Genomic DNA, 19,397 nt, shown 5'->3' with positions numbered 1-19,397 from the left:
TTTCAAGATATTGTTTTATTTTTCAACGGAACCGGGCTCGATCTTTTCGAATGCTTCAAAGTTTTTGTCTTTATCTGGAAGCATATCGAGGACATCATCTTTGCTAAAAAAGATGCGATAATGAGGATCAAGGTGAACCAGCTTGTAGAATGATGACGGAGTCTTGCCAAAATGTGCAAAATATCGATCAAACACCTCAGGCATCATATACCATGATGGTCCCATATCAAAAGTGAATCCTTTTTCTGAAAACTGCATAGCACGACCGCCAGGAGATTTATTTTTTTCAAGAACGGTGACGTCATATCCGGCTTTCGCAAGAAGCGCAGCACTCGACAAGCCACCAAAACCGGAACCGATAATAATTACTTTTTTGGGCATAACATTAAGAAAATGAATGTAATAACCCATTATAATATAGATATGATTCAGAAAGAGAGAATCAGAAAGCTCAATACCCAAACCACAAGCAGCGGCTCAGCGATCGCATACTGGATGAGTCGCGATCAGCGTGTGTCCGAGAACTGGGCATTGCTGTATGCGCAGGAACTATCAAAGAAAAACAATCTGCCTCTTGTTGTTTTCTTCGTACTTACTCCGAATTTTCCCGGAGCAACATTGAGACATTATGATTTTATGCTCAAAGGACTAAAAGAAATTGATACCTCTCTGAAGAAACTTTATATCCCGTTTATCCTTCAAATCGGTGATCCGATAGAAGAAATTCCTAAACTAACATTCAGATATGATGTAAAAGAATTAGTGACTGATTTTTCACCCCTCAGAATTGGAAGGGAGTGGAGAACAAGCATTGCTCGAAACACGACTATCCCTTTTTATGAAGTTGATGCACATAATATTGTCCCCGTTTGGGAAGCCTCTCCCAGACAGGAGTTTGCCGCACGTACCATACGTCCCAAAATTCAGAAAAAGTTGAAACAATTTCTCACTGCATTTCCGAATGTCGGAAAGAACATACCTCATTCGATATCGCTTCACAATACAGAATGGGAAGGCGTTACAAATAAGCTCTCGTGTAACAGAGAAGTAAAAGCTGTCACATGGCTCAACCCCGGGGAAAAGGCCGCAAAACATATGATGAAAGAATTTATCGAAACGCGTCTTCGTGGATACGGCGAAAAAAGCAATAACCCGAATCTAAATGCACAGTCAAATCTCTCCCCGTATCTTCATTTCGGCCAAATCTCAGCACAGTACATATCCCTGAATATACAACAATCAATTGCACCGAATGAGGACAAGGAAGCATTTTTAGAAGAACTGATAATCAGAAGAGAGCTCGCGGATAATTACTGCAACTATAATTCAGAATACGATTCTTACCGTGGCTTTCCGGATTGGTCGAAAAAAAGTTTGAACGAACATCTCAAGGACAGAAGAGAATACGTCTATACGTTAAAAGAATTTGAACAAGGCAAGACCCATGACGAGATATGGAATAAGGCACAGATAGAAATGGTCGATAAAGGGAAAATGCACGGCTATATGCGGATGTACTGGGCAAAAAAAATTCTAGAATGGACAAAGACCGCACAGGAGGCGATGGAAATAGCAGTATATTTGAATGACAAATACGAGCTTGACGGGAGAGATCCCAACGGCTATGTCGGCTGTGCCTGGTCGATCGGAGGTGTCCATGATCGCCCATGGTTTGAACGCTCTATTTACGGAAAAATCAGATATATGAATGCAAACGGTTTGAAAAGAAAGTTTGACGTCGATCAATATCTTTCGCAGGTCTGAATTATTTCTTGGTATCAAAAATAAACGTATCAAGAACTGTAAGTATTCCGTCTTCTTTAACATCAGGCGCGACATAATCTGCAGCATTTATTAGCTCAGGAACCGCATTCCCCATGGCTACTTTCACACCTGCGGCATCAAACATATGAATATCTGTGGCACCGTCACCGACCGCTATTGTTTCTGCGGGTTTAATACCGAGCTTTTCTTGAATATGGCGCATGCCGTTCCCTTTTGTCGCATCTTTATGAAACACCAGAATGCCTTTCCATTCATCAGGATTGGTCCAGTGTTTACCGATATAGAGTGCGTAATCGTGGGAGAGTTGATGTACGGCTTCTTCAAGAAGCTGCGCCTGCGTTTCGGATGAGCAGGTAAACGAAACACCTGTCACGGTGTTTTCGGGACCGATTGTCAGGATATCATCTTTCCAATATTCGTCGACCAGAAAACCCATTTCCAAATAGTAAGGTTCCGCCGCATTGAGTATTTCTTCGACTTCTTCATGGGGGAGAGAGAGGTCAAATTCCAGATTGCCCTGGGGATCAAGCACTTTTGCACCGTTTTCTACCACATGATACCCTTTAGGAAGATTTAAGGTGTCAAGAAACTCTTGAAATCTATTGATAGCACGAGCTGTGACAAATGTTATAGTCACTTTCTCTGATGCCTTTTGAAGCGCTTTATATACCTCGGGTGAGACTTCCATGCCGGCCTCCGTCACAATAGTATCATCGATATCAAGGGCAAGCATTTTGTATTTCATACCGTATTATAGCCGCTGAGAGAAGAAAGGACAAATTACTGAACCGGGATATAAACTTTGACACGACGTCCGTCATCGAGAGTGACCGTCCGAACCTCAAGTTTTGTACCTGCATCCACTTTGATATAGGAGGCCCCCTCCTGCAGCGACTCGGCAGCATGAACTCCGGGAGCAATAGCTTGAAACTCAGCATCGACCGGAGTACCGGGAATTGATTTTCTTTCAAGTTCCGCGATTTCCCGTTCGGCAGGGCTTGCTCCGATATTCTGAATAAATGCTATGGTGTCGGCCGGAATATCACGAAGCTCAGCGATAAATTGGGTGTTTACCTCGGGAGAATCTGCAATAAAAAACCGGGGAGAGATTGTCGTAGTCAGACCTAATGCAATCGCAATAGCGATAAACATAAATATTCTGTGTTTTAATTTGAGTTTGTTCATACGTTATTCAGCGCACATGAAGCCTTGATTATTGGGGAGCGCAAAGCATCCGTTAAATATTAACTCCTGATCGACGGTAATGACTTCAGGCTTGGTGCATTGGACACCGGAAGAACCGGTTGTACACTCCAGTAATTTAGTCTGAACTTGCGTCACACTTGAGTCATCAAACCCCGCGTATCCGACCCGACACTTTCCTGCAATACATTCATATCCGTTTGTCACACAGGCAGATCCTCCGAAAGCAGTACCGCAGCAGCTTGCTCCTGGCTGGCCGCATGCATCAGGGTTTGCGGTTTGGACAACTGTCGGGGTAGGAGAAAGAGCTGCATTCCTACTTAAGGTATTACAGTCATCACGGGTAATACATTTATTACCAGCAACGGCACAAATAGTGTAAGAAGCATTACCCTGATCGCATGGTGTTTTTGAAGGAGCATTTTTTGAAAGCTGGTTACAATCATCGCGGGTGATACATTTGTTGCCAGCTGCAGGACATACAGTATACGATGGATTGTTTTGTTCGCATGGTGTTTTTGTAGGTTGCGAGCTTCCCGCTCCTGTACAAATGCTGCTTTTATTTGCACTGATACCGGTACAACTCGTACAGCTGGTTTTATTTTGATACGAACCGTTCACACACTGAATCACCTCGGTTCGGCTAAAACAAGCCCAGCTGCCGTTCGGTATTTGGCCGTTGTTACAACTTCCTGTACCTCCCGGCATAATTGTCGGTGTGGCAGTCGGAGTATTATTATCTCCTGTTCCTCCCGAACATTCTCTGAAGTTTGTTCCGAGATTGGTATTTTTCCATTCATTGATTCTGCAGCAACGCGGATCGTTGGGATTTGCCCCGCACAAATTTTGGACGGCTGGATCATTTGCTGTGGCAGTTGGATCAAACGGTACTGTGTTGTCTCCAGTATCATTGCCTCCCCCCGTATCCGGGGCCGTGGTAGGGACGGAATTTCCACACGCTGAACACTCAGCATTGAACCAGTCATTGCACTGTGCCGTTTTGTCACTGCCGTTGTATCGCAAACAATCACTGATCCACACACTTTTATTGTCACAGTTCGCACCGCACGTTCCGGCAGCCTGTGATTGGACGGTATGTGATTCCCGATTACTGGCCGTCGTGAGGTACGTAACTGCAGTCAGGCCCATAATTACCAACACAAAGAAGGCACCGTAAATATTGTAGTTTAGATGAAGTTTCCTCATAGGGATATACATATAGTACAGAAACCTAAACACAAAAACAAGATATGTTGATCCCATATGAACAATTATCCTGTATACTAATGATGTTCCTTCAGGGTAGGGTGAGTCCGATTTCAATCAGACAATTCCCAATCGGTGGTACAGCCCACGAGCCGCGACCCGCCAGACGGCGGATCAACGCAGGATCCGGTGAGTTTATGACAACTCCGGAGCCGACGGTACAGTCCGGATGTCACGAAAGTGACAATCCCGATTACAATCGGGATGAAAGAAGGCAACTATTCATTCTCTATGCCATGGCTGGAGATTATGTAGTATCTTCTTTTGTGGAAAATCTCCTGATCGGACTTCATTATTAAATTTCATTGAACATTCTTATGTCTCAATCCCGAATCGCGCCCGTATTTATCATGATTGCCGCATCACTCTGGGCAATAGATGCGATATTCCGTACTCAGCTTACCTTTACTATCCCTCCTGCAAGCATTGTCATGATCGAACATGCGATTGGTTTCCTATTTTTGAGTCCATTCTTTTTCAAATATCTCAGTAAAATCAAATCGCTGAAGACGAAAGAATGGGGGATACTTCTCATGATGACCGTAGTCAGCAGCGTTGCAGGGACCATTCTTTTCACGGAGGCTCTTGCAAAAAGTTTTGCTGAATTTGACTTTGTAACTCCGATTCTGTTGCAAAAACTTCAGCCGATTTTTGTCATTGTGTTTTCCGCAATTTTTTTAAAAGAGAAAATTTCATCACGCTTTATTGCGCTTGCCGCGTGTGCATTGTTCGGAAGTTACCTGATCAGCTTCGGATTTGAACCCGTAAAACTGCAGTTTATCGGGAAAGAACTCGTTTTCCTTTTGGCAATAGGGGCAGCTGCTGCATGGGGGTCGGGGACAGTCCTCAGCAAACACTCCCTTAATAAACTGCCGTATCCTGCGGTATCTGCACTTCGGTTCCTGCTTGCCGTACCGGTAGCATACATCTTTTCGCTTTTCCTGGGAGAAACATACAATGTTATGAATCTCAATTACGATCAAATCTGGAGATTTATTGTCATCGCAGGGCTGACGGGTGGAGCATTTGCGGTGTATCTGTATTACAAGGGACTTCAGGCGACTGAAGCAAAAATTTCAACGATTGCCGAGCTGATGTTTCCGGTCGTAAGTATCCTGATTGCAGTAACTCCGCTTAACCCGTACGGCGCACCGCAGCAACTGAGTTTGGCAAATATAATCGGGATCATCATTTTGGTGACATCGATTATTCTCATTAGTTTTAAAAAGAAGATACCTACCGAGAAAGAATGATATAACCAACCGCATTATGTCTTTCCAATTTAACTGTACAACCACAGGAGGTTTTGACTTATCAAATGCGTAAAAAAAACGCCTGATCGTTGCTATTTCTTATAATGAACATTATAATGCAGCCAATATGAGTGAATATCTCGCACGACATGCAAATGATTTCGGAAAAACCACTGATCTGGAAGTATTTGACCATTGCCTTCCTTCTGAGTCTCCGGTTGAGTATGGCCAAATGGATCCTGAACAAATGACAGCGTTGTTGTGTGAAGAACTCGGATACCCGGTTGAGCTTCCTGACCTGCAGTTTGACCGCCTCAGCTGGAGAGTAGTACGCTGGCCGCTGAATGAAGTAGCGCTTATGTTCGGCACAGAACCGACAGATAGTGATGATCCTGATATTGCAAGAGCATTGGGTACCGTGATAGCCTGGCATGACGGCCTGCATATTGCCGGCCTCCAAAGACCACAGGGAGGACCTGCCAGGGTAATGGCAGGGAAATATGTCCGCGAGATTGATCTTGACGGAGACACCCATATGCCGCTTTTCCGGGGGGATATTGTCCTTACACAGGACGAGCTGGCACTCACTGATGAAGCATTAAAAAAAGCTGCTAAGAAGAGTTATACCTATCTGGCAGATGGAGACAATATTGTCGAAAGACGATTCGTGAATCCGGCGCCGAGTCATTTTGACGGACAAACGGAACGGCCGTTTGATACTGCAGGACTGATCACACCGGGAATGATCGCCGCTTCATGTGAGGAATCGGGGATTGACCCGAAAATCCGTCCGGTTACTTTTACGTACTATCACCAAGGTTGGCATATTCCCGGATTTGCAAAGTCATGGTCCAGAAGAAATCAGATTCTTGCCGCCACACCTCATGTTTCACCGCTTGAAGGTGATGCACACCGGATTGTCGTAAACGGTATTGCATACGAACTTCCTACTGGTCTTCCCGTCACGCGCTAATCAGGAATGAGCCGATTGGACCTTCCAGACAGAAGGCTGAAGTGACTCTTTTACTTTGCTATAGATCGACGATACAATGTTTCTGGTTTCGATGACACTCATCATAATGATCTTCAGAACGGCAATCAATGCCAACAGACCCAGAATCATGAGCCAAACCGTAGCAGCTATGTATGATACATCCAGCATGAGAGGCAATCCTTTAAAAAATCCGAAATATATCCCGTAAAATAGTGCAAAAAGCAGTAATACGTTGTTTCTCAGGTCTGATTTTATCAGAAGCTCAAAACCTGATTGTATTGAGTTTTTCAGTATATTATTTCTTCTCATGCTTTAAGAATAAGAGAAGGAGTACAAAGCAGTGTTATAGGCCGGTCAAATACTTGTAAGAAGAACTGCATAACCCGTTATTTTATTCCGATACGTTTCGCATATTCATTCCATGAAGTAAGTTCTTTTCCGAGAATGGCAAATAAGAGCTGTGCCGCATACCATCCTGATTCAATTCCTTCCAGGACATGTTTGTAAGTATATTTATCGAGTGACTGGTATCTGCTCCGGGGATGAGAGATCGGACTTCGATATTTTGAGTAAAATTGGAGATACTCTTCAATATGCTCCGTATCTTTAATCTGCAGCGATTCATAGGCCTTCCTCCATTTATTTTTAAAAGACAGCGATTTATAACGCTTATTCAGTTCATATTCTTCCAGTTTGACCTCTTCGAGAAGCGGGTGATTATAAACCTCTTCATTAATAATCGCTTCCATTGCTGTCTGAAAAAGAATCACTGCCTGAATGCTTTGTTCGATTTCGATCTGTTCATGGACTTCTTCTGAAGCTTTTTTTGCGAGAGCAAGATGTTCGCCGGCTTTGTAGGAAAGAAGCCTGGCAATATCGGTTTGTATTGGCATTTCTTGAAAATATTTTACCATGCGCTATTCATGCCCACAACAATGAAACGTATCATATAATTACACCATGCATAACGATCAGGAAAAAAAATATATTTTGATTGATGTGGTCCCGCCAACCGTGAGGAGAGAAGACGCAAAGCAGGATCTTGATGAAATGGTATCTTTGATCGGTACACTCGGAGGAGGAAAGATTGTGGAAATAATTCAAAGACGCGCAAATCCTCATCCGGGGACGTATATCGGATCAGGAAAGGCGGAAGAAGTGGCCGTACTGATTGCAAAATATAAAATTGATATAGTCATCATAAACGGCATCGCAACATCAACTCAACAATACAAACTACTACAGCGATACTGGAAAGTAAACCCGAATATTGAAGTCTGGGATCGTGTAGACCTCATCCTGCATATTTTTGCAAAACATGCACGTACCACTGAAGCAAAGCTGCAGATCCAGCTCGCACAAATGCACCATATGGGACCACGTATGTATGGATTGTCAGAAGAACTCGGCCGACAGGCAGGCGGCATCGGTACAAGAGGAGCCGGAGAAACCAATGTTGAGCTTATGAAACGACACTGGCGTGACGGCATCAAATCAACACGGGATAAACTGGCTGAGCTGGTCAATAATCGCGAAAGGCAACTGGAGCGTCGCAAACAGATAGGATTTAAAACAGTTTCTATCGTCGGTTACACAAATGCAGGAAAAACAACATTATTTAACAGACTTGCTAAAAAGGAAAAACTTGCAAAAGATGTACTGTTTGCAACGCTAGACAGCACTGTCGGCAAGCTGTATCTTCCGTTGCTCCGCCAGGAGATTATGGTGTCCGATACGATCGGTTTTATCCAAAATTTACCGCCTTCGCTTATAGATGCCTTCAAATCAACCCTTATGGAATCAGTTCATGCCGATCTGTTGATGCATGTGATTGATGCTTCTGATCCGAAAATGTATGAAAAAATCAGCGTAGTGAACAACATACTTGAGGAATTGGAGATCGGTGACAAAAAGCAGCTATACGTTTTCAATAAAACAGATAAGATTTCAAATCAGCACAAGCAGGAGATCATTTCCAATATTGAAGGCCAGGAGTATCATTTTCTTTCAGCCGTAACAGGAGAGGGGATTGAGGAACTAAAGGATAAAATCGGTGATATGGTAAGATATTAAGACAAATCGGAAGCATCAACTGTAATACAATCTTCATCGGGAGGCAAGAACGGGCAGCGATCCTTCATACTTTCACGGCACTGGACAGGAATTCCGAAACACCGGGCTTCAAAAAAACCGTATTCTGATGAGTATATTCCTTCTTCTGAAAATCCGATACATTCACATGATACTGCAGGAACAAGCCGCTCTTCTTCGTTACGATACCAGTTCTGATCTTTCGGATAGAAGAATACATAAAGTGCAATAATAATCAAGATATACGTTAACGCATACGATTTTTTCCGGTCATACAGTAGATAAAAAATCTTAACAAAAAAACTACAGACAGTGAGAAAAATAACAATGAATATTGCTACAAATAATAAACCGGATACAAAATTGAATCCGGAAACTGAAGCATAAAGAGAGATAAGTATTAATGCGACAACTCCGTTTGCATAATATAAAGGATTTGTCTTATCGTGGGTTTTATATCGTATTCCTCCTGAAAGGGCAAGCAGTGCTAAGGTTGTTACCGGAATCGCTCTAAAAACCATAAACTCGATGATGTCGTATATCGAAGGTATCATAAATCCCAGATTTCCGGTTTCCATATGTACAGTATGCCATACATCTTATCCCATCACATACGGCACTTTGTGCTTAAAACTGTTCTTCTCAACAACGCTCAAGACAGCGTCCGTATTCTCAAATCCTTGCTCACTGATCTCAACCGCTGACTTTCCTTCCTCAAAATGAAGATACAATATCTGATCGGCTTCTTCATAGGTAAACCCCAGTTCCTTTTCGTCAGTCTGACCTTCCCAAAGCCCGGCTGACGGCTCAGCATCAAGAATCGGTTGAGGAACTTGAAGATATGAAGCAAGCTGCCGTACCTGGGTTTTATACAAATGATTGATAAGTTCAAAATCAGAAGCTGCATCACCGAAACGGGTAAAATATCCCAGGTGATATTCCGAACGGTTTTCAGTACCGCAAACCAAAGCTGTATGTTTTTTTGCCAGATCAAACAGGTGTAGCATGCGAACCCTTGCCATAATATTGCCGGTTCGAACGGGATCATTTTCTGCCGAAACATTTTGCACAATCGCGTCAACGACGTTTTTAATAGAGTAGAGAAGTATGTTTTCCTTCGGCAGTTTCATAGGATCTACCACCGCATGGAATGCCTCAATCGACTTTTTAAAATAATACAGATGAACGACAAATATATTTCTTTTATCAAGAGCCTCATTCAAAAGATATAACGACGTCGCGGAATCAATGCCTCCAGAAACAGCTATGATAACATTTTCACGTTTTGTGTCCTTGAGCGTTGTTTGTATAAAGGCCTTCGCAAGTGCTACTTCGGAAGTGGTTTGGATTGAAGGAATACTATTCATTTATAAAGGTTATGAGTTGTAATATACGAAATGACTTCTTCAGGAACAAGATACTTGACCGACTGTTTTTTTTTGAGCCGGCTTCTCACCAGAGTAGAGGATACATTGGTTATAACGACGTCCTGTCCGGCGATGATCGTGATATGTGACATTCTGTTTGCTCCCATGACATCCTGAACCTTTTTTTCAAGATATTCATAGTCACGACCCCGCGGATAAATCACAAAATTATTTTCCTCAACAAGTGCCTCCCAATCATTCCATTTATGAAAGTCCGCCAGCAAGTCTGACCCCATACAAAAATAAAAAGTATCATCCGGATGCTCTTCGTGGAGATACTTCATCGTGTGATATGTCGAACTTACACCGCCGAGCTTAATTTCATAGTCAGAAGCAAGGATACCGTCATACGAGACAATTTCAGTCATTTTCAACCTGTGTTTGGCAGATGAAAGTTTTTTATCAAAGGCATGGGAAGCTACAGGCATCAGCCACATCTGATCAAACTTCATGCGTTCTTTGATTTGGCTTGCAGCAATCAGATGGCCGACATGCGGAGGATCAAATGTACCTCCCAGAATACCGATTTTCATATCGTTATTATTCTATCACGGAAAAAAAGAACTAATTTACAGAATATTCATCTATTTCCAACGGTAATCTTCACAATCTCTGCCTATTATCACCTCATGACCAGTATCGGAATTACTCCTGAGTATGAAAAAAAAGCCGAAAAGTTTTATCGGGTCTTCCTTGAAACATTATCAGGATTTAAAATTCCTTTTGTAATCGGGGGAACATATGCCGTCAAATACTATACAGATATTGACCGCCCGACCAAAGATATTGATATTTTCTGTAAAGCCGGTGATTATCCGCGCATTTTAAAAAAATTTCAGGATAAGGGATTCAAGGTATCAATTAAGGATGATCGCTGGCTGGCAAAGGTCTATCAGGGACATTATTTTGCCGATATTATCTTCGGCTCAATTCCCAGCATGTGGCCTATTACTGACGGATGGTTCAGCCGGGCACCGACAGGAAACGTGCTGGGGTTGTCTATCCGTATCACACCACCGGAAGAACTAATCGTAAGTAAAGCCTATCGCATGGGCAGAAGTCAGTTTGACGGAGCGGATGTCACGCATTTGATACTTCGGTGCGGGGATACTCTTGATTGGAAGCGCATTCTGACACACATGGAACCGTATTGGGAAGTACTGCTTATACAGCTTCTGCTTTTCAGGTTTACCTATCCTGCGGATCGCCACATAGTTCCCGAATGGATTATGAAAGAACTTCTATCCCGGGTAAAGCATCAGATGGCAATACCGCCTCCTGAAGATAAGGTCTGTCGCGGATCTATCCTTTCCCACAGACAATATGAAATCGCTTACACCGACTGGGGTTATAAAGATATTACTCAGTTTTTTGAACGTAAATCATGAAAATTGCTGCAACCGCAGATCTTCACGTCAGAGAAATACGCGGAGAATACCGGCCACTTTTCCAGGAAATTTCATCCAAAGCAGATGTACTCCTGTTGTGCGGTGACCTTACAGATCGCGGACTCGAAAGTGAACTTTCAATTCTGATTGAAGATCTTGAAGCCTGCACTATTCCGACCGTTGCCGTTTTCGGAAATCATGATGTAGAAAGCGGGCAGGGTAACAAGCTGAAAGAAGCTTTACAGCAAACACACGTGACCGTTCTAGACGGTGATTCCACAATCATACAGGATGTGGGCTTTGCCGGGATCAAGGGATTCTGCGGCGGTTTTGATAATTATATGCTCACTCCCTGGGGAGAAAAAATAATTAAGGATTTTGTCCAGGAGAGCCTGGACGAATCAATACTCCTCGAGAAAGCTCTTTCGAGACTTTCAACGGAAAAAAAAGTCGTACTCATGCACTATGCACCGATTTCAGCGACCGTCAAAGGAGAGCCGCCTGAAATCTTTCCGTATCTGGGCTGTTCACGTTTGGCAAGCCCGATAAACAGATACGGTGCAGCTGTAGTTTTCCATGGCCATGCCCATCACGGAAGTCCGAAAGGTATGCTAAATGAAAAAGTCCCGGTTTTTAATGTTTCCCAACAGGTTCTCCTTCAGAAAAAAAATGCGATGCCGTACTTTTTATATACAATTTGAACGGGATAGTATGCCATAAACTGTCTCAAACCGATCATACCTGATACAATATACACATATGCAAACAGTTCTTGATGCTATCAATAAAGCACTTGGAGAACAGAAGCCGCTTAAAAGTCTGCTGATCGCTTTTGCCGTTTTGGCTTTACTGAGTCTTACCTTTATTCAGATCCTGCCGTTTCTGATCTTTCTCCTCCTTGCAATCATTGTGTATCTGCAGATACCGAAGAAAAAATAGGTACCGGTGAAGCGGGTGACTGTATTGCGTGATCGGCACATACTTCATATACAACTTCGGTCTCGTAATCAGGAGACAACGTTGCGATTACCGCCAGTCCTAGGGAAGTCATGAGAATTCTCCAGTCATGTTCCTGTACGAATGATTTCACCTCATTAATATTCATATACTAAACTCAATTAACAATTAAGAAAGTATACGTATTGAATGTGAGGAACGTGTAAATTATCGAACTAAATACCTTAAACGTAAGCTGTTTGAAACAACTGATATCGAACTGAATGCCATTGCAATACTGGCAATAATCGGGGAGAGAAGCAACCCGAACGGTACAAAAAGAACTCCAGCCGCAACCGGTATTCCGACGACATTGTATCCGAACGCCCAAAACAGATTTTGTTTGATAATGCGCAAGGTCTTTTTTGAAACATCAATTGATTCGACTACTTTTTCAAGCGTGCCTTTTACAAGCACAATATCTCCAGTTGCGATCGCCACATCAGTACCGGTTCCCATCGCGATGCCGACATCAGCCTGCGCAAGAGCCGGAGCATCGTTTATACCGTCTCCCACCATGGCGACGAGCGAGCCGTTTTTTTGTAATTCCTTTATCTTTGCGGCTTTATCGCCCGGAAGCACTTCAGCAAGAACCTCATCTATACCCAGTTCTTTTGCCACAGCCTGAGCTGTCACGGTATTGTCGCCGGTTATCATGACCGTCCTCAAACCCATATCATGCAGACGCGCTACCGCAGCTTTTGCATCTTCTTTGATAGTATCGGCAATTCCGATAACACCGCTAACCGTGCCGTCGACTGAAAAAAACGAAACGGTCTGAGCTTTCGAGCGAAGCGACTCAGCCAGTTTTTTATCGTCAGCAGAAATAGTGACGGACTTTTCCTTCATAAGGCGTTCCGTTCCGACTAGTATTTTTTTGCCTTGTATCTGCGCTTCAATTCCTTTTCCGGATATGTCGTCAAAATGATCCACTTTCATCACGGAAACATTTTTTTTGTCTTCAAAATACCGGACGACTGCCTCTGCAAGAGGATGATGAGACTCTTTTTCAATAGAGTAGAGGAGTGAAGCATATGATTCATCAGTAAGTTCGAGCGTCTGAACTTCTGGAGCTCCCTTAGTCAGAGTTCCGGTTTTATCAAAAACAATGATTTCAAGCTTGTGTGCAATCTCAAGTGCCTGAGCATCCTTGACGAGGATTCCCTGTTGAGCTGCATGTCCCGTACCGACCATGACGGCTGTCGGTGTGGCAAGGCCCAGAGCACAGGGACAGGCAATGATAAGGACTGTTATGGCGATGTATGTTGCAAGCTGAAACGTGTTGGCATCTGCGATCAGTCCGAACTGTGGGGCAATGAAGTACCAGAATACCCATGCCAGTGCTGCTATTACCATGACAATCGGTACGAATACTGAAGCTACTTTGTCGGCAAGTTTTTGGATAGGAGCTTCGGTGGCCTGTGCTTCTTCGACCATCTGGATAATCTGTGAAAGAAGTGTTTCTGAGCCTACTTTTGTCGCTTTATATCTGAATGTTCCCGATTTGTTGATCGTGGCACCGATGACTTCATCATCGATCTTCTTTTCAACCGGGAGAGACTCACCGGTCACCATCGATTCATCTATTGATGAGGAGCCTTCAACAATCACGCCGTCTACCGGCAGTTTCTGTCCCGGTTTGACGATGATGATATCTCCGGTCATGACTTGCTCTACCGGGATTATCAGTTCCCGGCCGTCACGGATGACGGTTGCTTCTTTTGCCTGCAGGTGAAGTAGGGCTTTAATGGCATCAGCTGCCTGTCCTTTCGATCTCATCTCAAGCAGCCGGCCGAGCATGATAAAGAAAATAATAAATACCGCGGCTTCATAGTAGGCCTCCGTCCCTCCTTCAATTCCGGCGAATGCAGCAGGATAAAACGTCACTACCGTCGAATACAACCACGCAGCAAAAGTCCCGATTGCAATAAGAGTATCCATATTGGTAGCTTTTATTTTGGCCGCGCTTATCGCACTTTGGAAAATCTCACGCCCTCCGATAAAAAGAATTGGAGTTGCAAGAAAAAACTGTAACAGATTGAATAACGGAATTGATATTTCGGCATTTTCGAGAGAAATATCTCCGAAAACCATCATCGGATCGGGCAGCCCGAGATCCATTCCGAACAGCATCCAGAACATGATTCCTAAAAACGGAAGTGCTCCCAAACCGATCAGCACGACTCTTTTCTTCAGATTTTGATACATATCATGTCTCATCTGCTCATCAAGCGGCACCCCATGATCATGATGACCGCCCATATCATGTCCCTCGTGCATATTCATATGGTTTTTGTCTTCTTCTATCTTTTTCGCTTCGGGTGGAGAAGCAAGTACCGTTTTCCCTTCGGTATTGTCTACCAGTTGATAGGTTCCGGCGCTGGCAACTGCTTTTTTCAAATCCTCAATGCTTACTTTCGCTTCATCATATGAGACAGTCATTTTTTCTGCAGCATAGTTGACCTTCACATCAGTTACTCCGTCTACATCGCTCACTACATCTTCAATGAGGGCTTTACAGGATGCACAATGCATGCCGACTATCGGAAATATTTTTTTAATCATAAAAAGGGATGAATTAGTAACTTACTCTACACGTACCATGACGGGGGGAACCATGCCCATCGTACAACTGATTTTGTATGTTCCTTTTTCCGGGGTAAACTCAGCTTCGGATCTTGGTTTGTTTAAATAGATCACCTCATCGTACAACCCTCCCAGCCACATTGCCTGGGCGCAACCGACCACATTGTTATTCAGGACTGTCAACTTTGTCGGAACACCCGCCTTGAGTTTGATCGTTTTCGGAAAATACTCGAATTCTTTTGCCATCATGGTCAGTTCCTGATACTGATTTTCGCCTTCACCTTTCATGGTCACCCCGAGCGAAGTACCTGCTGGAGAATCGGATGATGTTCGGGCAAAAACATCACTCATACTCGGCAGTCCGAGCACGTTGAACTGGGCATTGATGTTGTAAAACCCGAAAAGTAGAATAAAAAGACCGGCAATAAGATTGAACGTCCCGCCGAATGATGAACTTTTCTGCAGTTTAAAACTCGAGAAACTGATCCCCGCAAGGACGGGGAGAGTACCGATTGCAAATGCTGACATCATCACCGAACTGGTCAGAAATTGCCGGAGGTAAGCGCAATACTTTGTGCCATCAGGGTAAAACCGCACGGCAAAAGAAGGTTAAGGCTCCGGAGACAAAGGGCATGTATTTCCCTTTGAAATTCCGTTCATCAGATGCATACCCGGAAATAAATCGAGGGAAGCCAAGACGTATTCTCTTCTTCGCCCAGGGAAATCCCCAGCATCTGCAGTCCTACAAGCCCCATTACCAAAGAAACGACAATGATAAGTACGGCAGTAAACTGTAATGACAACTGAAAAATGAGCCGATGACTCCCAGGAGTCCTCCGAGTACCGCAAAAGAAACAAGTCTCCCGACGTTGAAGAGAACAAACGGTGTTAACCGCTTTCCCTCATCAACACCGCCATAGAGCTCATTCCACTGTTTTGACATTGCAAGGAGTACCCGCCCACTAACGCGGCACAACTGGACAGACTGGCAATAACTCCCAAACCGAAAAAGGCGGGAGAGAGGAACTCTCATCCAGAGTAAACCTGGCAAATATTTTTGTATCCTCAACGATAATGTACAAAATACCGAAAAGCACCATAAACACAATTGCCTGAGTCCAGGTGTTTTGTGTCTGTCCGGTACTGTTTCCTGTTTGGAGAAAAGTAACCCAGTTCCGAGAATTCATCATTCAATTCAGAAACCTGCGGTTTGTGACCTTTATGGTAAGAGATCTGTACCGATCCGTCCTGTAAAGAAGCTTTTACATCCGAAACTCCTTTGAGTTTGGAGATCTTTTGCAGGAGTACCTCACAAGATCCGCAATGCATTCCTGAAACAAAATAAGTGCAGGTAGCTGTTTTCATAAGCTTTGGATTCCGGATCTATGTCCGGGATGACAGTGTTCTTTTCAACGCACTGTCATTTATATTTATAAATTTCTACAAGTTCTTTCACGAATTGATCCTTCTGACCTTTTTCACCTGATCAATAGCGCACGTCCCTAAATGTTCTTCCATGATCGTTGAATCAAGAGATTTCAAAGCCTTCTGTACCGCCAGTGATTGGTGAAGAATCTCAATGCAGTAGGTATCTTTCTCAACCATTTCAATAATTTTTCCAGATGTCCCGGACAATCTTCAAACGATGAAGCACCCTGTGTTTATTATTTTTATTTTAACCATATTCAAATGTTATTTTTATTAATCCTAATAGGTTAAAACATAATAACTGCTGCTCTGAAATTTGTCAACATCTGAATAAGTTACGAAAGATATGGCACTCATAGGGAACTAACATCTATGAGTAAATGGGAGAGATCAGCTTGAGTAATTAGGAGTTATGACTGGCAGTACAATAGAGATCTTATGAAAAGATACGATCTCTATCAGACTACAATCAGTCAGATGTAGCACAATCGAAACGATGTTCTGACATTTGCAGAGAAGTACGGGATACAAGCTGCAGTTGATGCATATGGGATATCACGAAGGACATTGTTTCGATGGAGGAAGAGACGGCGAGATTCAGAAGGGCAGTTGGATAGCCTGATACCAGAGACAACCAAGCCAAAGACACCCGACGTATGGAGACTCACCGAAGGTCATATCCTTTATCAAAGAGATTCGAGAACAATACTTTTGTTTGGGAAAGGAGAAGATCAAGCCCTTACTTGATGAGTATTGCCTACAGGAAGGAATTTCAACTATATCTGAGTCAACCATTGGAAAAGTGATCAAAGACACAACCTGCAGCGCAAGACCTACCGGATCTATCACAATCCAGCAAGTGGCTTTGCAAAACGGAAAGTAAAGTACCGACAGAAGGTCAAGCGGTCTCCTGGTGGAAGATACGGATACATTGAGATTGATACCATCACGAAGTTTGTACACGGAATCAAGCTGTATGTCTTCAATGCAGTGGACATCAAACTCAAATTCCGTTCTCCTACGGATACTCAAAACTCAACAGCCGAAACGGTGCTGATTTTATGAGAAGACTGGAACTAGTATACCCAATACAAGATGGTATAAAAACCATACAAACAGATAACGGCCTCGAGTATCTGAAACTTCCATGACTATCTGGAAGAAAACAATATCCACACCTCTTTATCTACCCCAGATGTCCCAAGATCAATGCCTTTATTGAGCGAGCAAACAGAACACTCCAGGAAGAATTTATGAACCCCTACATCTATACCAAGGACCGGTATCGGATCATTCAATCGTCACCTATTGAATACCTCGTCTGGTACAATACAAAGCGAGTTCACAAAAGCCTGAACAATATTTCACCTATGGATTACCTATTATCTATTTTACCTAAAGAGTGCCATATGTATGGAACTCATACAACATTTTTTCCAACCCCGTATCTGCTAGAATGAGTCTATCTGAATGTTGTACAGTTAAAAGGTTTGAAAGACCGATTCTGAGAACGCACCGTCTTCATTAAACTCATCCTTTCGATATTTTTTAACTCTACAACTGTCCGTTAACGGCACTATATATGACTTTTTCTTTTGTTGATATCGAGACAACCGGCACCCGCATGAGACATGACCGAGTGATTGAGATCGGGATCCTTCGCGTTGAAGACGGAAGGCTTGTCAGGACTTACAATCAACTTATCAACCCGCAGACACATGTTTCTCCTTTCATATCTCAAATGACTGGAATTTATCCGGACGAATTGGAGGATGCGCCGACTTTTGACCTGATAAAAGATGATGTGTATGAACTGCTGCAGGGTTCCATTTTTGTTGCACATAATGTCCGTTTTGACCACGGTTTTTTGAAAAATGAATTCAGGCGATATGATCTGGACCTGTCACTGAAGCAGCTTTGTACCGTCAAACTTTCACGAACTCTCTTTCCGGAACATCGGCATCACAATCTGGATGCGATCGTCCAAAGGTTCGGTTTTTCAATCCAACACCGACACCGTGCTTTTGATGATGCTGAGGTGCTGTGGAAGTTTTATCAGGCGGTCGAAATGCTGTATCCGGCAAACAAACTTCAGGAAACTCTGAAGTTTCTCATCCAAAAGCCGTCGCTTCCTACCAAACTTCCGATCAGGGAAGTGGACAATCTGCATGACGGCCCGGGTGTTTATATCTTTTACGGAGAAGAAGAGCTCCCGTTATATATCGGAAAAAGCAAGAACGTCAGAAAACGGGTGCTTTCACATTTTTCGTCAGACCACAGTTCGTCCAAGGAAATGAATATTTCACAGCAAATTAAGCACATTGAAACGATCCCAACAGCCGGTGAACTCGGAGCGTTACTGAAAGAAGCAGAGCTTATTAAGAAAATGAATCCCGTATACAATCAGCAGCTGAGACGGCAGAATGTATTTACCATCCTCACCAAAGAAGAGACGAAAGAAAGATACCAAACGGTTTCATTCGGAAGAACCACCCGTATCACGACAGACATACTTCCGCAAATTCTAGGAATTTTTCGAAGTAAAAAACAGGCAAAAGAGTTTGTAGAAGCAAAAGCACTGGAACATAAACTGTGCGGGAAGCTCCTCGGTCTTGAAAAAACAAAGGGTGCCTGTTTCGGGCACAAACTGGAAAGATGTAAGGGCGCCTGTCTCAATAAAGAAAAACCGATCGCTTACAATATCAGATTTATTGAAGCTTTCGGCGATCGGACGATCAAAGAATGGCCGTTCCCCGGTCCGATCCGTATCCACGAAGAAGACAGCGTTGAACATCTGACAGATGACTTTATTATTGACAAATGGTGTCTTGTCACAGAAGATGAAGAACGCTATTTTGATTACGATATTTACAAGATTCTGGTCCGGTACTTATTTTCTGCAAAAAATCAATTCAACATCAAAATTATCACTCAGCAAAAGGAAATTCCGTTTCAGCTTTCATAAAAAGTAGTTGGCAAA

General features: G+C 43.3%; 27 protein-coding genes. 13 read left to right on the top strand and 14 right to left on the bottom strand.

From position 1 onward, the window contains the following. Nucleotides 1-15 precede the first annotated feature (15 nt). On the bottom strand, nt 16-381 hold the full coding sequence (locus IPM65_04535; GenBank protein QQS43397.1) for an NAD(P)-binding protein: 366 nt from the start codon (nt 379-381) through the stop codon (nt 16-18). 42 nt (nt 382-423) lie between these two features. Here IPM65_04535 and IPM65_04530 point away from each other — a divergent pair, with 42 nt between their 5' ends. After that, nucleotides 424-1,764 carry a deoxyribodipyrimidine photo-lyase gene (locus IPM65_04530; GenBank protein ID QQS43396.1) on the top strand — a complete coding sequence of 447 codons (1,341 nt, stop codon included), beginning with the start codon at nt 424-426 and terminating at the stop codon, nt 1,762-1,764. 1 nt (nt 1,765) lies between these two features. Here IPM65_04530 and IPM65_04525 read toward each other — a convergent pair whose 3' ends face one another. The 3 genes from IPM65_04525 to IPM65_04515 are packed head-to-tail and all read right to left on the bottom strand — an operon-like array spanning nt 1,766 to nt 4,194. Continuing rightward, nucleotides 1,766-2,530 carry an HAD family phosphatase gene (locus tag IPM65_04525; GenBank protein ID QQS43395.1) on the bottom strand — a complete coding sequence of 255 codons (765 nt, stop codon included), beginning with the start codon at nt 2,528-2,530 and terminating at the stop codon, nt 1,766-1,768. 35 nt (nt 2,531-2,565) lie between these two features. Further along, nucleotides 2,566-2,970: a hypothetical protein gene (locus IPM65_04520; protein ID QQS43394.1), complete on the bottom strand. Its 405-nt coding sequence runs from the start codon at nt 2,968-2,970 to the stop codon at nt 2,566-2,568. 3 nt (nt 2,971-2,973) lie between these two features. Then, nucleotides 2,974-4,194 (bottom strand): hypothetical protein, encoded by a 1,221-nt coding sequence (locus IPM65_04515; GenBank protein QQS43393.1) that lies wholly within the window; start codon nt 4,192-4,194, stop codon nt 2,974-2,976. 80 nt (nt 4,195-4,274) lie between these two features. On the opposite strand from IPM65_04515, the gene IPM65_04510 reads away from it, so the two are divergent. From IPM65_04510 to IPM65_04500, 3 genes are all read left to right on the top strand, one after another. Continuing rightward, a complete protein-coding gene (locus tag IPM65_04510; protein ID QQS43392.1) occupies nt 4,275-4,553 on the top strand; it encodes a hypothetical protein in 279 nt (92 codons plus the stop codon). An 18-nt stretch (nt 4,554-4,571) separates the two neighbouring features. Further along, nucleotides 4,572-5,507 carry a DMT family transporter gene (locus tag IPM65_04505; protein QQS43391.1) on the top strand — a complete coding sequence of 312 codons (936 nt, stop codon included), beginning with the start codon at nt 4,572-4,574 and terminating at the stop codon, nt 5,505-5,507. A 127-nt stretch (nt 5,508-5,634) separates the two neighbouring features. Beyond that, nucleotides 5,635-6,480, top strand: a complete 846-nt coding sequence (locus tag IPM65_04500) for a hypothetical protein (protein ID QQS43390.1) — start codon at nt 5,635-5,637, stop codon at nt 6,478-6,480. Here the strand turns inward: IPM65_04500 and IPM65_04495 are convergent, their stop codons facing one another. Both IPM65_04495 and IPM65_04490 read right to left on the bottom strand, forming a co-directional pair. Then, nucleotides 6,481-6,810 carry a hypothetical protein gene (locus tag IPM65_04495; GenBank protein QQS43389.1) on the bottom strand — a complete coding sequence of 110 codons (330 nt, stop codon included), beginning with the start codon at nt 6,808-6,810 and terminating at the stop codon, nt 6,481-6,483. It lies immediately after the preceding gene. Nucleotides 6,811-6,887: 77 nt separating this feature from the next. After that, nucleotides 6,888-7,394, bottom strand: coding sequence for a hypothetical protein (locus IPM65_04490; GenBank protein QQS43388.1), 507 nt, complete (start codon nt 7,392-7,394; stop codon nt 6,888-6,890). 67 nt (nt 7,395-7,461) lie between these two features. On the opposite strand from IPM65_04490, the gene hflX reads away from it, so the two are divergent. Beyond that, a complete protein-coding gene (gene hflX / locus IPM65_04485) occupies nt 7,462-8,574 on the top strand; it encodes a GTPase HflX (protein ID QQS43387.1) in 1,113 nt (370 codons plus the stop codon). Here the strand turns inward: hflX and IPM65_04480 are convergent. From IPM65_04480 to nadD, 3 genes are read right to left on the bottom strand one after another with little or no spacing between them, the layout of a single operon-like run. Beyond that, nucleotides 8,571-9,170 (bottom strand): hypothetical protein, encoded by a 600-nt coding sequence (locus IPM65_04480; GenBank protein QQS43386.1) that lies wholly within the window; start codon nt 9,168-9,170, stop codon nt 8,571-8,573. The two genes, hflX and IPM65_04480, sit on opposite strands and share 4 nt — an antisense overlap. 21 nt (nt 9,171-9,191) lie before the next feature. Then, nucleotides 9,192-9,959: an NAD(+) synthase gene (gene nadE, locus IPM65_04475; GenBank protein ID QQS43385.1), complete on the bottom strand. Its 768-nt coding sequence runs from the start codon at nt 9,957-9,959 to the stop codon at nt 9,192-9,194. Beyond that, nucleotides 9,956-10,552, bottom strand: a complete 597-nt coding sequence (gene nadD, locus IPM65_04470) for a nicotinate (nicotinamide) nucleotide adenylyltransferase (GenBank protein QQS43384.1) — start codon at nt 10,550-10,552, stop codon at nt 9,956-9,958. Before nadD ends, nadE begins: the two co-directional genes overlap by 4 nt. Before the next feature lie 96 nt (nt 10,553-10,648). Here nadD and IPM65_04465 point away from each other — a divergent pair, with 96 nt between their 5' ends. The 3 genes from IPM65_04465 to IPM65_04455 are packed head-to-tail and all read left to right on the top strand — an operon-like array spanning nt 10,649 to nt 12,346. After that, nucleotides 10,649-11,407 (top strand): hypothetical protein, encoded by a 759-nt coding sequence (locus tag IPM65_04465; protein QQS43383.1) that lies wholly within the window; start codon nt 10,649-10,651, stop codon nt 11,405-11,407. Beyond that, a complete protein-coding gene (locus tag IPM65_04460; GenBank protein ID QQS43382.1) occupies nt 11,404-12,108 on the top strand; it encodes a metallophosphoesterase in 705 nt (234 codons plus the stop codon). The genes IPM65_04465 and IPM65_04460 overlap by 4 nt, the downstream gene beginning before the upstream one ends. 58 nt (nt 12,109-12,166) lie before the next feature. Further along, nucleotides 12,167-12,346 carry a hypothetical protein gene (locus tag IPM65_04455; protein ID QQS43381.1) on the top strand — a complete coding sequence of 60 codons (180 nt, stop codon included), beginning with the start codon at nt 12,167-12,169 and terminating at the stop codon, nt 12,344-12,346. Here the strand turns inward: IPM65_04455 and IPM65_04450 are convergent. Genes IPM65_04450 through IPM65_04440 form a run of 3 tightly spaced genes read right to left on the bottom strand, consistent with a single transcriptional unit; the run spans nt 12,312 to nt 15,517 of the window. After that, the gene (locus IPM65_04450) at nt 12,312-12,512 is read right to left on the bottom strand and encodes a hypothetical protein (GenBank protein ID QQS43380.1); all 201 of its coding nucleotides are present in this window, start codon (nt 12,510-12,512) and stop codon (nt 12,312-12,314) included. The two genes, IPM65_04455 and IPM65_04450, sit on opposite strands and share 35 nt — an antisense overlap. Before the next feature lie 59 nt (nt 12,513-12,571). Then, a complete protein-coding gene (locus IPM65_04445) occupies nt 12,572-14,968 on the bottom strand; it encodes a copper-translocating P-type ATPase (GenBank protein QQS43379.1) in 2,397 nt (798 codons plus the stop codon). 21 nt (nt 14,969-14,989) lie between these two features. Then, entirely contained in the window at nt 14,990-15,517 is a 528-nt protein-coding gene (locus IPM65_04440) for a hypothetical protein (protein QQS43378.1), read from the bottom strand. Between IPM65_04440 and IPM65_04435 the strand changes: the two genes are divergently transcribed. Then, a complete protein-coding gene (locus IPM65_04435; GenBank protein QQS43377.1) occupies nt 15,508-15,786 on the top strand; it encodes a hypothetical protein in 279 nt (92 codons plus the stop codon). The genes IPM65_04440 and IPM65_04435 overlap by 10 nt on opposite strands. 268 nt (nt 15,787-16,054) lie before the next feature. Here the strand turns inward: IPM65_04435 and IPM65_04430 are convergent, their stop codons facing one another. Both IPM65_04430 and IPM65_04425 read right to left on the bottom strand, forming a co-directional pair. Beyond that, nucleotides 16,055-16,354, bottom strand: a complete 300-nt coding sequence (locus IPM65_04430) for a cation transporter (protein QQS43376.1) — start codon at nt 16,352-16,354, stop codon at nt 16,055-16,057. Between the two features lie 87 nt (nt 16,355-16,441). After that, entirely contained in the window at nt 16,442-16,594 is a 153-nt protein-coding gene (locus IPM65_04425) for a metal-sensitive transcriptional regulator (protein ID QQS43375.1), read from the bottom strand. 324 nt (nt 16,595-16,918) lie between these two features. Between IPM65_04425 and IPM65_04420 the strand changes: the two genes are divergently transcribed. The 4 genes from IPM65_04420 (at nt 16,919) to IPM65_04405 (ending at nt 19,382) form a co-directional block, all read left to right on the top strand. Further along, on the top strand, nt 16,919-17,164 hold the full coding sequence (locus IPM65_04420) for a helix-turn-helix domain-containing protein (protein ID QQS44721.1): 246 nt from the start codon (nt 16,919-16,921) through the stop codon (nt 17,162-17,164). Continuing rightward, nucleotides 17,133-17,300 carry a hypothetical protein gene (locus tag IPM65_04415; GenBank protein ID QQS43374.1) on the top strand — a complete coding sequence of 56 codons (168 nt, stop codon included), beginning with the start codon at nt 17,133-17,135 and terminating at the stop codon, nt 17,298-17,300. Before IPM65_04420 ends, IPM65_04415 begins: the two co-directional genes overlap by 32 nt. A 301-nt stretch (nt 17,301-17,601) precedes the next feature. Beyond that, nucleotides 17,602-17,877 carry a transposase gene (locus tag IPM65_04410; GenBank protein ID QQS44720.1) on the top strand — a complete coding sequence of 92 codons (276 nt, stop codon included), beginning with the start codon at nt 17,602-17,604 and terminating at the stop codon, nt 17,875-17,877. Between the two features lie 122 nt (nt 17,878-17,999). Then, nucleotides 18,000-19,382, top strand: a complete 1,383-nt coding sequence (locus IPM65_04405) for a GIY-YIG nuclease family protein (GenBank protein QQS43373.1) — start codon at nt 18,000-18,002, stop codon at nt 19,380-19,382. Nucleotides 19,383-19,397: the final 15 nt, after the last annotated feature.

This window comes from Candidatus Roizmanbacteria bacterium (assembly GCA_016700135.1).
Taxonomy (GTDB): Bacteria; Patescibacteriota; Microgenomatia; order UBA1406; family GWC2-37-13; genus UBA1450.
Note: the sequence above shows the minus strand (reverse complement) of the source record. Positions and strands in the feature narration are given on the sequence as shown.

Coding starts and splice junctions, on each gene's coding strand:
- IPM65_04535 (QQS43397.1), bottom strand. CDS start 381: ATGCCCAAAAAAGTAATTATTATCGGTTCCGGTTTTGGTGGCTTGTCG.
- IPM65_04530 (QQS43396.1), top strand. CDS start 424: ATGATTCAGAAAGAGAGAATCAGAAAGCTCAATACCCAAACCACAAGC.
- IPM65_04525 (QQS43395.1), bottom strand. CDS start 2,530: ATGAAATACAAAATGCTTGCCCTTGATATCGATGATACTATTGTGACG.
- IPM65_04520 (QQS43394.1), bottom strand. CDS start 2,970: ATGAACAAACTCAAATTAAAACACAGAATATTTATGTTTATCGCTATT.
- IPM65_04515 (QQS43393.1), bottom strand. CDS start 4,194: ATGAGGAAACTTCATCTAAACTACAATATTTACGGTGCCTTCTTTGTG.
- IPM65_04510 (QQS43392.1), top strand. CDS start 4,275: ATGATGTTCCTTCAGGGTAGGGTGAGTCCGATTTCAATCAGACAATTC.
- IPM65_04505 (QQS43391.1), top strand. CDS start 4,572: ATGTCTCAATCCCGAATCGCGCCCGTATTTATCATGATTGCCGCATCA.
- IPM65_04500 (QQS43390.1), top strand. CDS start 5,635: ATGAGTGAATATCTCGCACGACATGCAAATGATTTCGGAAAAACCACT.
- IPM65_04495 (QQS43389.1), bottom strand. CDS start 6,810: ATGAGAAGAAATAATATACTGAAAAACTCAATACAATCAGGTTTTGAG.
- IPM65_04490 (QQS43388.1), bottom strand. CDS start 7,394: ATGCCAATACAAACCGATATTGCCAGGCTTCTTTCCTACAAAGCCGGC.
- hflX (QQS43387.1), top strand. CDS start 7,462: ATGCATAACGATCAGGAAAAAAAATATATTTTGATTGATGTGGTCCCG.
- IPM65_04480 (QQS43386.1), bottom strand. CDS start 9,170: ATGGAAACCGGAAATCTGGGATTTATGATACCTTCGATATACGACATC.
- nadE (QQS43385.1), bottom strand. CDS start 9,959: ATGAATAGTATTCCTTCAATCCAAACCACTTCCGAAGTAGCACTTGCG.
- nadD (QQS43384.1), bottom strand. CDS start 10,552: ATGAAAATCGGTATTCTGGGAGGTACATTTGATCCTCCGCATGTCGGC.
- IPM65_04465 (QQS43383.1), top strand. CDS start 10,649: ATGACCAGTATCGGAATTACTCCTGAGTATGAAAAAAAAGCCGAAAAG.
- IPM65_04460 (QQS43382.1), top strand. CDS start 11,404: ATGAAAATTGCTGCAACCGCAGATCTTCACGTCAGAGAAATACGCGGA.
- IPM65_04455 (QQS43381.1), top strand. CDS start 12,167: ATGCAAACAGTTCTTGATGCTATCAATAAAGCACTTGGAGAACAGAAG.
- IPM65_04450 (QQS43380.1), bottom strand. CDS start 12,512: ATGAATATTAATGAGGTGAAATCATTCGTACAGGAACATGACTGGAGA.
- IPM65_04445 (QQS43379.1), bottom strand. CDS start 14,968: ATGATTAAAAAAATATTTCCGATAGTCGGCATGCATTGTGCATCCTGT.
- IPM65_04435 (QQS43377.1), top strand. CDS start 15,508: ATGCTGACATCATCACCGAACTGGTCAGAAATTGCCGGAGGTAAGCGC.
- IPM65_04440 (QQS43378.1), bottom strand. CDS start 15,517: ATGTCAGCATTTGCAATCGGTACTCTCCCCGTCCTTGCGGGGATCAGT.
- IPM65_04430 (QQS43376.1), bottom strand. CDS start 16,354: ATGAAAACAGCTACCTGCACTTATTTTGTTTCAGGAATGCATTGCGGA.
- IPM65_04425 (QQS43375.1), bottom strand. CDS start 16,594: ATGGTTGAGAAAGATACCTACTGCATTGAGATTCTTCACCAATCACTG.
- IPM65_04405 (QQS43373.1), top strand. CDS start 18,000: ATGACTTTTTCTTTTGTTGATATCGAGACAACCGGCACCCGCATGAGA.